The following is a 14,038-nucleotide window of genomic DNA, read 5'->3' as shown; positions in this document are numbered from 1 at the left end:
CGAAAACTTCTCCGAACTGCATGAACAAGCCGTTGCCAGCTCTTATTTCGACTTCTTCTTCCTCGTTCACCGCACGCCGCACCTTGATTGCGGCCCTCGCTGCATCTCCCGCGCTTTCCGCTCTTGCCCAGTTCCGGGTGGAGGTGTCGGGCGTCGGCCTGACGCAGCTGCCCATTGCGCTCGTCCCTTTCAAAGGACAAGACGCCTCCCCGCAAAAAATCTCCGCCATCGTTCAGGCCGATCTCGAGCGCAGCGGCCAGTTCCGCGGCGTCGATGCGTCGGGCCAGGCGCTCGACGAAACATCGCGTCCTGACCTCACTCTGTGGCGCCAACGTACGGCCGATTCGCTCGTGGCCGGTGGCGTGACCAAGCTTGCCGATGGCCGCTACGACATCAAATTCCGTCTTTGGGACGTGGTACGCGGCGCGGACCTCGGCGGCCAGAGCTATACCGTGCCACAGGGCGACTTGCGCCTCGCATCGCACCGTATCGCCGACTATGTCTACGAAAAGCTGACCGGCGAAAAAGGCATTTTCTCGACGCGCATCGCCTACGTGACCAAGGGCGGCAGCCGCTACACCTTGTGGGTGGCAGACGCCGACGGCGAGAACTCCCAGGCAGCGCTCGCAAGCCCCGAGCCCATCATTTCGCCGTGTTGGTCGTCCAATGGACAACAGCTCGCCTACGTTTCGTTCGAGTCGCGCAAGCCGGTGGTCTACGTGCACAACGTGGCGAGCGGGCAGCGGCGACTGCTGGCCAACTTCCGCGGCTCGAACAGCGCCCCGGCATGGGCGCCCGATGGCAATTCGCTGGCGGTGACGCTGAGCCGTGACGGCGGCTCGCAGCTCTACACAATTGCTGCGAGCGGTGGCGAGCCGCGCCGGCTGACGCAGAGCAACAGCATCGATACCGAGCCCGTGTATTCGGCCGACGGCAGTACCATTTACTTCGTCAGCGACCGCGGCGGCGCACCGCAGATCTACAAGATGGGTGCCAGCGGCGGAAACCCGACACGGGTCACTTTCAGCGGCACCTACAACATTTCTCCGTCCATCAGCGCCGATGGCCGGTGGTTGGCCTACATCTCCAGGGTGGGTGGTGCGTTCAAACTCCACGTGATGGAGCTGTCGACCAGCACGGTCAACGCGATTACCGACACCGCAGCCGACGAGAGCCCGAGTTTTGCTCCGAACAGCAAGCTGATCGTCTACGCAACGCAGCTTCAGGGCCGCGAGGCACTGATGACCACCACGCTGGACGGAAAAATTAAGGCACGCCTTGCGGGGCAAGCGGGCGACATCAGAGAACCGGACTGGGGTCCGTTTCAAAAGCAATGATTAACTTGAGGAGTTCGAAAATGTTGAAACGTACGATTTATTCGCTGGCCATCGTGGCTTTGATCGCAGGCTGCTCGTCTGGCACCAAGCTGAACGACGCACCCGTTGTCGACCGCACTGGTGGCGGCATGGGACAGGGCTCGGCGAGCGGCGTGGCACCTGTCACGATCGATCCGAACGCGCAGAACGCGCAAGGCCCGGTCGGAGTCGCACGGATCATCTACTTCGATTACGACAGCTACACGGTGAAGCCCGAGTACCAGGCGCTCATCGATGGTCACGCACGCTTCCTGAAGGCGAACGCACAGCGTCGCGTTTCCATTGAAGGTCACACCGACGAGCGCGGTGGTCGCGAGTACAACTTGGCGCTGGGTCAAAAGCGCTCAGAAGCCGTGCGTCGCTCGCTGGTGCTCCTGGGAGTGAATGATGCCCAGATCGAAGCCGTGAGCTTCGGCAAAGAGAAGCCTGCTGCAACTGGCGCCGGCGAAGCGGTGTACGCGCAAAACCGCCGCGCTGAAATCTTCTACAAGTGATCATGCGCAGTGTTGTCATGCGGCACGCGCTCGCCGCTGCGGCGTTGGCATGCGCGTCGCTTGCATCGGTCGGCGCGCATGCTGCGCTGTTCGAGGATGACGAGGCGCGCCGTGCCATCCTGGACTTGCGGCAGCGTGTCGAAGCGATGCGCGAGGCCACCAACCAACGGCTCACTGACGAAAACGGTCAATTGCGGCGCAGTCTGCTCGATCTGCAGAGTCAGATCGAGGCCATGCGCGGCGACCTCGCTCGCATGACCGGCCAGAACGAACAGCTGACCCGCACCGTGTCCGACATGCAGCAAAAGCAGACGGATGTCGACGATCGTTTGAAGAAGAGTGAACCCTCGACCGTTGCCGTCGACGGACGCGAGTTCACCGCTGACCCTAAAGAAAAAGCGGAGTTCGATGCTGCACTCGGCGTCTTTCGCGGTGGTCAGTTTGCGCAGGCCCAAACGGCTTTCGCCGGCTTCGTGAAGGCCCATCCGCAAAGCGGCTACAACCCGTCGGCCTTGTTCTGGTTGGGCAATGCGCAATACGCGACGCGCAACTACAACGAAGCGATTGCTAATTTCCGGTCGATGCTGTCTCTGGCGCCCGATCACGCGAAGGCGCCGGAAGCCGTGCTGTCGATCGCCAATTGCCAGATCGAGCTCAAAGACACCCGCGCGGCTCGTCGCACGCTGGAAGACTTGACCAAAGCCTATCCGCAGTCCGAAGCCGCTCAGGCTGGACGCGAGCGCCTGGCGCGCTTGAAGTAGGCAGGCTTGCCGTTGGGCGCTCCGACTCCACTCGACGTTGCAGTCCAGATCGTGCCCAAGGCCTCGGTTGAGGACAAGCCTGATCTGGTACGTCGATTCGGCGGGCTCGACCGACTTTATGGCGTCACTGGCGCCGCGCGACTTCGCAATGCGCATGTCGTCGTCACCGGCATTGGTGGCGTCGGTTCGTGGGCTGTCGAGGCGCTGGCGCGCAGCGGCGTCGGACGGCTGACACTCATCGATCTCGATCACATCTCCGAGTCGAACATCAATCGGCAGATTCATGCGCTGACCGGCACGCTGGGACAGGCCAAGGTCGAAGCGATGCGGGACCGCATTGCCAGCATCAATCCCGAATGCAAGGTGTACACGGTCGATGACTTCGTCGAGCCCGACAACTGGCTTGCGCTTTTCGATGCAGCACAGACGGCACAGGGACCGGTGACGGCACTGATCGATGCTTGCGATCAGGTCCGCGCCAAGGTGGCGATGGCGGCGTGGGCACGGCGTCGTGACAGCAGAGAGTTCAACGAGGCCGGCGCACGCTTCGTCACGGTCGGCGCTGCAGGCGGCAAGCGCATGGCACACCGGGTCGACATCGAAGATTTGTCACTCGTCACGCACGACCCGTTGCTGGCTCAGTTGCGCCAGCGACTTCGCAAAGAGCATGGCGCGCCTCGCGAAGGCAAGAAAATGGGCGTGACCTGCGTGTTCAGCCGCGAGAGCGTGGCGCCACCCGACGCCTCCTGCGCGATAGACCAAGGTGCCGACAGCGACGGCACTCTCAACTGTCATGGATACGGTTCCGTCGTGACCGTCACTGCAACTTTCGGTCAATGTGCTGCTGGGTGGGTTCTCGACGAAATTGCCAGCGGCGGCAAGCTATAATCAGAGGCTTTGCTGGACCCCGCCGGCAAAACAGAAAAGCTCAGTCCGGGACGTTAGCTCAGTTGGTAGAGCAGCGGACTTTTAATCCGTTTGTCGTGGGTTCGACCCCCGCACGTCCCACCAATTTCCCCGTATCGGGGCGCTAAAGCCTGCTATTTAATCGATAGCAGGCTTTTTCTTTGGGTTCGAAGAGCAAAGAAACACCAACGAGTCCGTTGGCTCGCCTGATGGTGAAGGATCAAGCGACCTGGTCATCATCCTTCGAGGAATGCGTCGGAGAAGCAATGGCCGAAATGATCCCGATGGCACTGGCACGCAGCAACTCCGACCTGAGTGCCGCTTCGAGCACGCTGCGAGCAGTCTCTGGCTGTTCATGGTCGTATTCGTCGTCGAGCTCGCAGTGCAGGTAGTAGTCCACCCGCTCCATGAGACGCTCGACCGATGCTGCAAGGTCCGATTCATTCATTGGCTTTTCCCGTTCCTCCGATTGAGCTGCGCAGGAGGAACAATTTTGTCTCTGGTTACTTTTCTAGTTATCGAGTTGACCAGTACCTGACTGACGCAAGTGAGTCTGTCGCGGATATACCGCATACACAAGGGTGTATTTCACACCAGTTCCCGTTGTCAGGCCCGCACGTTGGCGACCGCTACGCTTGCAGGATAAGCCACGCAAGGATTTGAGTACGAAAGTTCTGCAGGCGTAATCGCTTGCACGCGCATCCGCCCACGCGAGTTCAGTGCAGGTTGATCGTCGACCCAAGCGTGCCGCGCGACGACGGCGGCAACAGGTGCTGCACCGACAACGCTACCTTCACGCAATCCTTGATGTGCTGCTCGCCGAGCGCGCGCAAGGCTGCGTAGCCCAGCGCAGCCGACACGATCTGGCCGGCCAGCGGCACGTATTTGGTCGCCTGCTTGATCGTCAGCCGCATCCCGGCATGGCGCGCTAGCAAGAGCAGCAGATCGCGCGTGACGAGTCGTCCGATCAGCAACGCGCCGACGGCGGCGGCCGCCTTTTGAATGCGCTCGCGCTTGTGCGGCGCCAGGTTTTCGATCTGCGTGACCGACAGGCCGAACTCCGCGCTGATCTGCGGTACCAGTCGTGACAGCAGCGCGGCGTCGGCGACCCAATCGACGCCTGGCAGCGGCACAGCGCTCGCCGCTGCGGCGAGCAGCGCCTTGCGTGCCAGCAGGCGGCGGCTGCGCTGTACCGCCGCGATCAGGTCGGCGTTGCCTTTGGCGAGTTCGAGGGCGGAGGGCATGGATGCTGTTCCTTCGTCGTGGCCGTCGTGATGCCGATCAGGCTAACAGCCCCTCGAGTTGATCCGACAGCGACAGCCACCGCTCTTCGAGCTTGGTGATCTCTTCGTTGACCGCTTTCAGACGCTTGCCGGCGTCCGCCATGTCCGCGGCTTTGCCCTGCTTCGCCATTTTTGCTTCGAGCGAAGTCTTCTCGGCGCCGGCTGTCGCCAGCTTCTCGTCGACTTGCGCCAGCTCCTTGCGGATCGGCTTGGTCTGGTCGACACGCGCCGGCGCTGCAACGATCGGCTTGACGGCAACCGCCGCCTCGCGCGTGGCGACCTTGGCTTCTTCGCGCTGTCGCTTGGCTTCTTCGAAGAGGTAACGCTGATAGTCGTCCAGGTCTCCGTCGAAGTCGGCAACGGCGCCACGCCCGACCAGCCAGAACTCGTCGCAGACCGAACGCAGCAGTGCGCGGTCATGGCTCACCAGCATCAGCGTGCCCTCGAATTCGTTGAGGGCGACGGCCAGTGCTTCGCGCGTTGCCAGGTCCAGGTGATTTGTAGGCTCATCGAGCAGCAGCAGGTTAGGGCGTTGCCACACCATCATCGCCAGCACCAGTCGCGCTTTTTCGCCGCCGCTCATGGTGCCGACCGCCTGCTTGACCATGTCGCCGCTGAAGTTGAAGCTGCCCAGAAAGCTGCGCAGGTCTTGTTCGCCGGTGCGCTCCTTGACCGCGCTGCCGAGCTCGCGCGCCATGCGCATCATGTGTTCTAGCGGATTGTCTTGCGGGCGCAGCACGTCGAGCTCTTGCTGTGCGAAGTAGCCGATGTTGAGGCCCTTTCCTTCGGTCACTTCGCCGGCCAGCGCGCCCATTTCGCGCGCGATGGTCTTGACCAACGTCGACTTGCCCTGGCCGTTGGCGCCCAGGATGCCGATGCGCTGGCCAGCCTGCACAGAACGGCTTACATCCGTCAGGATGGTCTTGGGAACGTCGTCCACCACATAGCCGAAGCTCGCCTTGCTGATCGACAGCATCGGATTCGGGATGTTGCCCGGCTCCTTGAATTCGAATGTGAAGTCGGCTTCAGCCAGCAGTGGTGCGATCTTTTCCATTCGCTCCAGGGCTTTCACCCGGCTTTGCGCCTGCTTGGCCTTGCTGGCCTTCGCCTTGAAGCGGTCGATGAACTTCTGCAAGTGCGCGATCTTGTCCTGTTGCTTTCCGAATGCCGTTTGCTGAAGTGCCATTTGCTCGGCGCGCAGCGTCTCGAAGGCGCTGTAGTTGCCGCCGTAACGTGTGAGCTGTGCGTTGGCGATGTGCAGCGTCACGTCGGTCACCGCATCGAGGAATTCGCGGTCGTGGCTGATGACGATCATCGTGCCCTGGTAGCGCTGCAACCAGGCTTCGAGCCAGACCAAGGCGTCGAGGTCCAGGTGATTGGTCGGTTCGTCGAGCAGCAGCAAATCGCTCGGGCACATGAGGGCCCGCGCGAGTTGCAGGCGCATGCGCCAGCCGCCCGAAAAGCTGTTGACCGGCCCGTCGAGCTCATGGGTCTTGAAACCCAGGCCCTGAATGAGCGCCTGCGCGCGCGGCACCGCGTCGTGCTCGCCGGCGTCCGCCAGGTCGGTGTAGGCGTGTGCCAGTTCCATGCCGATGTCGGCATCGTCCGGATTGGCTTCATATGCGGCCTCGATGGCGGCCAGGGTGTTGCGCACTTCGACCAGCCGCGTGTCGCCGCCGACCACGAACTCCGTGGCCGACTCGTCGGTCTCGGGCATGTCCTGCGCTACCTGTGCCATGCGCCATTGCTTGGGCACATAGAAGTCGCCGCCGTCTTCGTGCAGCGTGCCATTGAAGAGCGCGAACAGGGTCGACTTGCCGGCGCCGTTGCGGCCGACCAACCCGACTTTTTCGCCTGGGTTGAGGTTGACGGTGGCACCGTCGAGCAGCTTCTTGGCGCTGCGACGCAGAACGACGTTTTTAAGAGTAATCATTGACTCGGCGAAATTAGGCCCAGGGCTTCGACCGCGGCCAGCACCGTGGCGGTCTGGGTGTCGTGGGCAAGAATGAAAGGATCGCCGTAGATCGTTTCGTCAGGAAACTCGGTGATCAACGTCAGGGCGGGGCCCGGACGGTTGACCTCGCTGATCGTGCAGGCCGTGCCATGGATGACTTCGAAAGGAAGATCGCCGGCGTGGGCATTGTAACTGGCGAGCTGTTTTTCGTTGAATGCGACCAACGCTGGCCGTGTTGCCAGTTGCTTGCAGACGTGTGTCGCAAGCTGCCGTGCGCGCTCGGCCCAGCCGGCGTGGTGGCGCACGATCAGGAAGAAGCCCTTCGGAATCGTCCACGCCCCGAAGCCGCGCGGGATGTAGCCGCTCAGGGGCCGAGTCCATTCGTGCGCCGGATAGCCGTGTAGGTTGATGTGCAGATCGGCACCCGACAGCGTGACCGCCTGGTGCCTCGCCTCGCGCTCGTACCAGGGCGCCGCGTCGCGATATTCGAGGTCGTCGCCCAGCGCGGTATAGCGCGCGGCATGGTGCATGTGGCGCGGTGCGTGGGCGCACAACTCGCGGTGGAGCGCGTAACCGTCGGGGTTTTCCAGCGGAATGAGCGCGAAGTGCGCATCGGGTTGCTGCGCGAGTACCTTGGCTGCGCGCAGTGCGCCGACCACACCTGAGGTCTCGTTGGCGTGCTGCGCGCCGCTGATGATGACCGCAGGCCCGGTGCCCGCGCGATAGACGCCAGCAACGGTGCGGCCTTGCCGCGTCGTGGCTTCGAACCGTCGACCGGCGATGAGGCTCAGCTCTGACGCGATGCGGGCGGGCGCCAGCGGCGCAACCGATTTAGCAAGCGGCACATCGCCAGAGCCGGTTTTGGAGCCGATCACCGAGGTGGTGACATCTGCGGCTGTCTCGGTAACCGCGGCGATTGTTGGATAGCTTTGAACCGCGATGCGCAGTCGAATCGCGCCGCTGCTCGAACGCACGTCCGGGACGATCTGTCCGGGCTGCATGCGCCGGTCGCCTTCGGGCCGCCCGCTGCGACGCTGAAAGATTTCCATCAATGAAAAATACAGGTCTTCGTGCAGCGCCTCTTGCGTGTCGAGGAAGCCGGTTTCCTGCAGCGGCGCGTAGTGGATGCCGGGCAGGTCGACGCGGATGTCGAGCCGTTCGAAGTACGGTTCGGTGCCGGGCCACGCGTGACCTTGAACGCACTCGATGGCGCGCCGAAAAAGCGCTTCGTAGTCGGATTCGCGGCGACCTTCGGTGATGCTGCCGTCGCGATGTTTCACGCTCAGCCACGCGGTCGGCGAGAGCAGCGTTTCGCCTAGAGCGTCGACATGCACCCGATTCGGCGCGAACACGGTGTCACTGCGGCGGGCGCCGTTGTGCCAGCGCAGCTCGACCCGGTATTGCGGCATGCCGGCGGCAACCGCCTGCGGCTCCAGGTGAAGTTCAGCGCCGGCAACCATGTCGACCAGTGGGTAAGCCTCCAGCGCGAAGCGGCGCGGCGGCGCGTTTGGATGCACCGGGTAGTGAACCACCACGTGCGCCAGGTCGTTGCAATCGACGTGTTCCAGAAAGTGATGGACCAGCGGCTTGTAGGGGCTCATGAAGCGTGAGTGGATGCCAGCCGCCGCGAGCTGCTGCTCGGCCGCGCGCCGGGCGGCAGTGCCTTCAAAGAGCCAGCCCTCTACGGACTCTGCCGGCCCCACTGAATAGCCCGGCTTCGCGCCTTTCGCTCCGGCAAGCAACTCGCCCACCCACACGTCGAGTGTGCGAGGCAGTTCGATTTCCAGAAGTACGGTCATGTTCAGAGTCGCCTCGTTCGCAAATCCAAGCCGGCGCCGCAGAGCGGGGCGCCGGACAAAAGATCAGTGCAAGTCGCGGACCAGCGTCTCGCGCGTCAGCAGCAACACCTGGTCTTCACCGGCCGAGGTTTCCAGCCACACGGCCTGCAGCCTCGGAAACGCTGCTTCGAAATGCGTGCGCTCGTTGCCGATTTCAAGCACCAGCACAGCGCTCTCGCTCATCTTCGCGGGCGCGGTCTCGAACAGCGTGCGAATGAAATCCATGCCGTCGGCGCCTCCGGCCAGTGCGAGTTCTGGCTCGGCACGGTATTCCGCCGGCAGCGCTTTCATGCTGGAGGTGTTGACGTAGGGCGGGTTGCAGAGGATCAGGTCGAACGGCCCGGTCACGCGGGTCAGTGCATCGGAGGCGACCAGCGTGATGCGCGCGTCGAGTGCGTGCCGCGCCACGTTGATGGCGGCGACTTCGAGCGCTTCGGTGGAAATGTCCGCGGCGGTGACCGAGACGTCCGGATACGTCATTGCGGCCAGCACGGCCAGGCTGCCGTTGCCGGTGCACAGATCGAGCACCCGCTGCGTGTGCTCGCCGAGCCAGTAGTCGATGCTGCCATCGACGATCAGCTCAGCGATGAAGCTGCGCGGCACGATGGCACGCTCGTCCACGTAGAACGGCACGCCTTGCAGCCACGCCTCCTTGGTGAGATAGGCCGCGGGCTGGCGCGTGTCGATGCGCCGCTGCAGCAGTGCCGCGACCTTGGCTTGATCGGCTGGCGACACAGACCGATCGGCCACGGCGTCGAGGTCGTCGATCGGCAGCTGCAGCTGCCACAGCACCAGCCACGCGGCTTCGTCGAAAGCGTTGATGGTGCCGTGTCCGAAGGCGACGCCGGCCTCAGTCAATTGCGTTGCGCCGGCTTCCACCAGCTCGATCACGCTGCGTACGGACTGCATCGGTTGCATCAGGCCAGCGACTTGTCGAGCCGTTCGAGCGTACGGCGGTAGATGTTCTTCAGCGTCTCGATCGATGCGACGTCGATGTGCTCGTCGATCTTGTGGATGCTGGCGTTGACCGGCCCCACCTCGATCACCTGCTTGCAGATCTTGGCAATGAAGCGTGCGTCACTGGTGCCGCCGCTGGTCGACAGCTCGGTGGCGATGCCTGTCTCGTCGGCGATGGCGGCGCGAACCGCTTCGACCAAATCACCCGGTTGCGTCAAGAAGGGCAGGCCGCCGATCGTCCACGCCAGCGTGTAGTCGAGCGCATGTGCATCGAGCACGGCGTGCACGCGCTGCTGCAGCGATTCGACTGTGGACTCGGTCGAAAAGCGGAGGTTGAAGTCGATGACGGCCGCGCCCGGGATCACGTTACCGGCACCGGTGCCCGAGTGAAAGTTACTGACCTGCCAGCTCGTCGGCTGGAACGACGCGTTGCCGGCGTCCCAGCCGCCTGCGCTGTTGATGGCGACCAACTCGGCGAGCGCTGGCGCGAACGCATGCACCGGATTCTTTGCAAGATGCGGGTAGGCGATGTGGCCCTGCACGCCCTTGACCGTCAGCTTGCCGCTCATCGTGCCGCGACGGCCGTTCTTGATCATGTCGCCGCAGCGCTCCACGGCCGTCGGCTCGCCGACGATGCAGTAGTCGATGACTTCACCGCGCGCGGCCAGCGCGTTGCACACCGCCACCGTGCCATCGACACCCGGACCTTCCTCGTCGCTGGTGATGAGCAACGCCAAAGAGACACCCGGTTCGGGCACTGCTTTCAGAAACTCTTCGATCGCCACCACGAAGGCGGCGATGGATGTCTTCATGTCGCAGGCACCGCGGCCGTACAGCTTGCCGTCTCGATGGGTTGGCGTGAAGGGGTGGCTGGTCCACTGGTCGACCGGGCCGGTCGGCACCACGTCGGTGTGGCCGGCGAAGACCAGCGTTTTGGCTTGCTCTCCCGAAGACTTTGTAGCGGCTATCCGCTTCGCCCACAGATTGGTGACTCGAAAATTCGTCGGCCCGCTTTCGATCGTTTCCAGCGTGAAGCCGAGGGGCGCCAAACGCTCGCCGATGATTTGCTGGCAACCGCCGTCTTCGGGCGTGACCGAAGGGCGTGAGATCAGGTGTTCGGCAAGCTGGAGGGTTCGGGACATCGAAATCGGAGTGGGGTTGAAGGCTTAAAAGCGGACGTCGAGCGTGATGTCTGTGAACGTCGGTTCATCGACCTGGTCTAGCAATGCGCGTTCGGCGGCGGGCGCCTTGGGCGCGTCGGCGTTTTGCAGACGCCACATCAGGTTGGTCGGCGAATCGGCTTGCGACAGGCCTTCTTCCCGCGACACGCGGCCTTCGTTGATGAGGCGGGCGATGTCTTCTTCGAAGGTCTGCGAGCCCTCGGCCATCGACTGCTCCATCGCTTCCTTGACGGCCGAGAAGTCGCCTTTTTCGATCAGCTCGGCCACCAGCGCGGTGTTCAGCATGACTTCGAGTGCCGGCACGCGCGAGCCACTCGGCTGGCGCAACAGGCGTTGCGCCACGATGGCGCGCAGGGCACCGCCCAGGTCGCCCAGCAACGTGGCGCGCACTTCCACCGGATAGAAACTCAGGATGCGATTCAGCGCGCGGTAGCTGTTGTTGGCATGGAGCGTGGCGACGCACAGATGGCCCGACTGCGCATAGGCGATGGCTGCGGTCATCGTCTCGCGGTCACGGATCTCGCCGATCTGGATCACGTCCGGTGCCTGGCGCAGTGCGTTCTTCAATGCGATGTTGAGCGACTGCGTATCGCTGCCCACGTCACGCTGGTTCACCATCGACTTCTTGTTGGTGTAGGTGAACTCGATCGGCTCTTCGACCGTCAGGATGTGGCCGGTGGCGTTCTCGTTGCGGTAGTCGAGCATCGACGCCAGCGTGGTCGTCTTGCCGGCGCCGGTCGCGCCGACCATCAGGATCAGCCCACGCTTTTCCATGATGAGCGTCTTCAGGATGTCCGGCAGATTGAGGTCGGCAAAGCTCGGAATCGTCGAGGCGATGTGCCGCACCACCACCGCATAGGTGCCGCGCTGGCGCATTGCGCTGATGCGGTAGTTGCCGGCACCTTCGAGCGCGATCGCCATGTTGAGCTCGCCCATGCGTTCGAGCTCGGCGATGCGGCTTTCGTGCACGACTTCGGCCAGCAAGTTGAGCGGCGCGTCGGCCGGCAAGATCTGCGCGTTGATCGGAAGGCAACTTCCGTTGATCCGGATGAGCGCGGGTGAATGCGCCGAAAGGTAGATGTCCGAGGCCTTGCGCTCGGCCATCAGGCGAAGAATGCGCTCCATCGTTCCGATCATCGAAATCTCCTCCGGCAGTTGTCGTGGCAGTTGTCGTTGAAAAAAAAGTCTAGTCGCGCAGCAGGTCGTTGAGGCTGGTGGTCGAGCGCGTCTTGGCGTCGACCTTCTTCATGATGATGGCCGCGTAAGTGCTGTACTTGCCGCCCGGCTTGGGCAGGTTGCCGGCCACGACGACCGAGCCTGCGGGAACGCGGCCATAGCTGACGGTGTCGGTCGCGCGGTCATAAATCGGCGTGCTCTGGCCGATGAAGACGCCCATCGACAGCACAGAGTTTTCTTCGACGATCACGCCTTCGACCACTTCGGAGCGGGCGCCGATGAAGCAGTTGTCTTCGATGATGGTCGGGCCGGCCTGCAAGGGTTCCAACACGCCGCCGATGCCGACGCCGCCCGACAAATGACAGTTGGCGCCGATCTGCGCGCAGGAGCCGACGGTGGCCCATGTGTCGACCATCGTGCCTTCGCCGACGTAGGCGCCGATGTTCACGTAGCTCGGCATCAGGATCGCGCCCTTGGCGATGAAGCTGCCGCGACGGGCCACGGCCGGCGGCACGATGCGCACGCCCGCTTCTTTCAATTCAGCGGCCGACAGGTGCGAGAACTTGGTCTGCACCTTGTCGTAGAAGCCGAGCGAGCCCGCCTGAATCTGCTCGTTGTCCTTCAGCCGAAACGACAGCAGCACCGCCTTTTTGATCCACTGGTGCACCGTCCACTGGCCGACACTCTCGCGCGTGGCGACGCGCAGCGTGCCGTTGTTGAGTTCGCTTATCACGTGCTCGACGGCGTCGCGCACCTCGGCGGGCGCGTCGGAAGGGGACAGGTTGGCGCGGTTGTCCCACGCGGCGTCGATGGTCTGCTGGAGTTGTTGGGTCATTGAAAGGAGTCTCGAAAGAAAAACGGTGGCCTCAGCGGCCTTTTTGAACGAACTGAACGATGCGGCCGGCGGCTTCGACGCACTCGGCGGTGTCTGCGACCAGCGCCATGCGGATGCGACCCCGGCCCGGGTTGATGCCCTGCGAATCGCGTGCCAGGTAGCTCCCTGGCAAAACCGTCACATTGTATTGAGCGTACAGCGCCCGCGCGAAGCCTTCATCGTCGCCGGTCTGGTCGCCTTTCCAGGCGTCGGGCAGGCCGGCCCACAGGTAAAAGGCCGCGTCGGGCAAGCGCACGTCGAGCACGGCTTCGAGCAGCGGCGTCACCGTGGCGAACTTGCTGCGGTACAGGGCGCGGTTGTCGATCACATGCGTCTCGTCGCCCCAGGCCGCGATGCTGGCCGCGCCCACGGCACCGCTCATGGCGCTGCCGTGGTACGTCCGGTACAGGAGAAAGCTCTTGATGACGTCGACATCGCCGGCAACAAAACCACTGCGCATGCCCGGCACATTGCTGCGCTTTGACAAAGATGTCATAGCGATCAGGTTCTTGAAGTCGGCACGACCCAACTTGGCAGCCGCCTCGAGTCCGCCGAGCGGCGGCTCGTCCCGGAAATAGATCTCGCTGTAGCACTCGTCTGACGCGATCACGAAGCCGTAGCGATCAGACAAGGCGAAGAGCTTCTTCCATTCGTCGAGCGGCATCACTGCGCCGGTAGGGTTGCCCGGCGAACACGCGAAAACGAGTTGCGTGCGCGCCCAGATGTCGGCCGGAACGCTGTCCCAGTCGACCGCGAAATTGCGCGCCGGATCGCTCGGCGCGTACCAGGTCTCGGCGCCCGCCAGCAAGGCCGAACCTTCATAGATTTGATAGAACGGATTGGGCGAGATCACGATGGGCGCGGGAGAACGTGTGCCGTCGACCACTGTTTGCGTGAGCGAGAACAGCGCCTCGCGCGTGCCATTGACGGGCAGAGCCTGCGTCGCCGGATCGAGCGTCACGCCGTAACGGCGCTGCAGCCAGTCGGTGAAGGCGGTCCGCAGCTTCAGGTCGCCCGCAGTCGCTGGGTAGGCAGACAGTGCGCCAAGACCCTGCGTCAGCGCGTCCTTGATGAACTGCGGCGTGGGATGTTTCGGCTCGCCGATGCCGAGGCTGATGGGCTTGAATGCCGGGTTGGGAGTGACGCCCTCGAACAGCTTTCGCAGGCGCTCGAACGGGTAGGGCTGCAGTTTGGCGAGCAGGGGATTCATGTGCCGAATTATCGGCGAGCGGTGTGCT

The 14,038-nt window shown here is 63.3% G+C and carries 13 protein-coding genes and 1 tRNA gene; 5 read left to right on the top strand and 9 right to left on the bottom strand.

Features of this window, described 5'->3' with window-relative positions; all coding sequences use genetic code 11:
- Positions 1-83: 83 nt before the first annotated feature.
- The 5 genes from tolB (at position 84) to H7F36_RS18215 (ending at position 3,642) form a co-directional block, all read left to right on the top strand.
- Positions 84-1,337 carry a Tol-Pal system beta propeller repeat protein TolB gene (gene tolB, locus H7F36_RS18235; protein WP_187055062.1) on the top strand — a complete coding sequence of 418 codons (1,254 nt, stop codon included), beginning with the start codon at positions 84-86 and terminating at the stop codon, positions 1,335-1,337.
- A 20-nt stretch (positions 1,338-1,357) separates the two neighbouring features.
- A complete protein-coding gene (gene pal / locus H7F36_RS18230; protein ID WP_187052129.1) occupies positions 1,358-1,870 on the top strand; it encodes a peptidoglycan-associated lipoprotein Pal in 513 nt (170 codons plus the stop codon).
- A gap of 2 nt (positions 1,871-1,872) precedes the next feature.
- Positions 1,873-2,631 (top strand): tol-pal system protein YbgF, encoded by a 759-nt coding sequence (ybgF, locus tag H7F36_RS18225; protein WP_187052128.1) that lies wholly within the window; start codon positions 1,873-1,875, stop codon positions 2,629-2,631.
- Between the two features lie 48 nt (positions 2,632-2,679).
- The gene (locus H7F36_RS18220) at positions 2,680-3,519 is read left to right on the top strand and encodes a tRNA threonylcarbamoyladenosine dehydratase (RefSeq protein ID WP_261802679.1); all 840 of its coding nucleotides are present in this window, start codon (positions 2,680-2,682) and stop codon (positions 3,517-3,519) included.
- A 47-nt stretch (positions 3,520-3,566) separates the two neighbouring features.
- Positions 3,567-3,642, top strand: a tRNA-Lys gene (locus H7F36_RS18215).
- A gap of 115 nt (positions 3,643-3,757) precedes the next feature.
- Here the strand turns inward: H7F36_RS18215 and H7F36_RS18210 are convergent.
- The 9 genes from H7F36_RS18210 to dapC all read right to left on the bottom strand — a co-directional run bounded on the left by H7F36_RS18210 (position 3,758) and on the right by dapC (position 14,010).
- On the bottom strand, positions 3,758-3,985 hold the full coding sequence (locus tag H7F36_RS18210; RefSeq protein ID WP_187052126.1) for a hypothetical protein: 228 nt from the start codon (positions 3,983-3,985) through the stop codon (positions 3,758-3,760).
- 268 nt (positions 3,986-4,253) lie between these two features.
- Positions 4,254-4,781, bottom strand: coding sequence for a hypothetical protein (locus H7F36_RS18205; protein ID WP_187052125.1), 528 nt, complete (start codon positions 4,779-4,781; stop codon positions 4,254-4,256).
- Between the two features lie 37 nt (positions 4,782-4,818).
- Positions 4,819-6,753, bottom strand: a complete 1,935-nt coding sequence (locus H7F36_RS18200) for an ABC-F family ATP-binding cassette domain-containing protein (protein WP_187052124.1) — start codon at positions 6,751-6,753, stop codon at positions 4,819-4,821.
- Positions 6,750-8,573, bottom strand: a complete 1,824-nt coding sequence (locus tag H7F36_RS18195; protein WP_187052123.1) for a M14 family zinc carboxypeptidase — start codon at positions 8,571-8,573, stop codon at positions 6,750-6,752. The genes H7F36_RS18200 and H7F36_RS18195 overlap by 4 nt, the downstream gene beginning before the upstream one ends.
- A gap of 63 nt (positions 8,574-8,636) precedes the next feature.
- Positions 8,637-9,530 carry a 50S ribosomal protein L3 N(5)-glutamine methyltransferase gene (prmB, locus tag H7F36_RS18190; RefSeq protein WP_261802369.1) on the bottom strand — a complete coding sequence of 298 codons (894 nt, stop codon included), beginning with the start codon at positions 9,528-9,530 and terminating at the stop codon, positions 8,637-8,639.
- Positions 9,530-10,711, bottom strand: coding sequence for a succinyl-diaminopimelate desuccinylase (dapE, locus tag H7F36_RS18185; RefSeq protein WP_187052122.1), 1,182 nt, complete (start codon positions 10,709-10,711; stop codon positions 9,530-9,532). The genes prmB and dapE overlap by 1 nt, the downstream gene beginning before the upstream one ends.
- Positions 10,712-10,735: 24 nt before the next feature.
- Positions 10,736-11,884 (bottom strand): PilT/PilU family type 4a pilus ATPase, encoded by a 1,149-nt coding sequence (locus tag H7F36_RS18180; protein ID WP_187055060.1) that lies wholly within the window; start codon positions 11,882-11,884, stop codon positions 10,736-10,738.
- Between the two features lie 52 nt (positions 11,885-11,936).
- A complete protein-coding gene (dapD, locus tag H7F36_RS18175) occupies positions 11,937-12,761 on the bottom strand; it encodes a 2,3,4,5-tetrahydropyridine-2,6-dicarboxylate N-succinyltransferase (protein ID WP_187052121.1) in 825 nt (274 codons plus the stop codon).
- 31 nt (positions 12,762-12,792) lie between these two features.
- A complete protein-coding gene (gene dapC, locus H7F36_RS18170) occupies positions 12,793-14,010 on the bottom strand; it encodes a succinyldiaminopimelate transaminase (RefSeq protein ID WP_187052120.1) in 1,218 nt (405 codons plus the stop codon).
- Between the last annotated feature and the right edge of the window lie 28 nt (positions 14,011-14,038).

The organism is Variovorax sp. PAMC28562 (assembly GCF_014303735.1).
Lineage (GTDB): Bacteria > Pseudomonadota > Gammaproteobacteria > Burkholderiales > Burkholderiaceae_C > Variovorax.
This window is presented reverse-complemented; position numbering and strand designations above follow the sequence as displayed.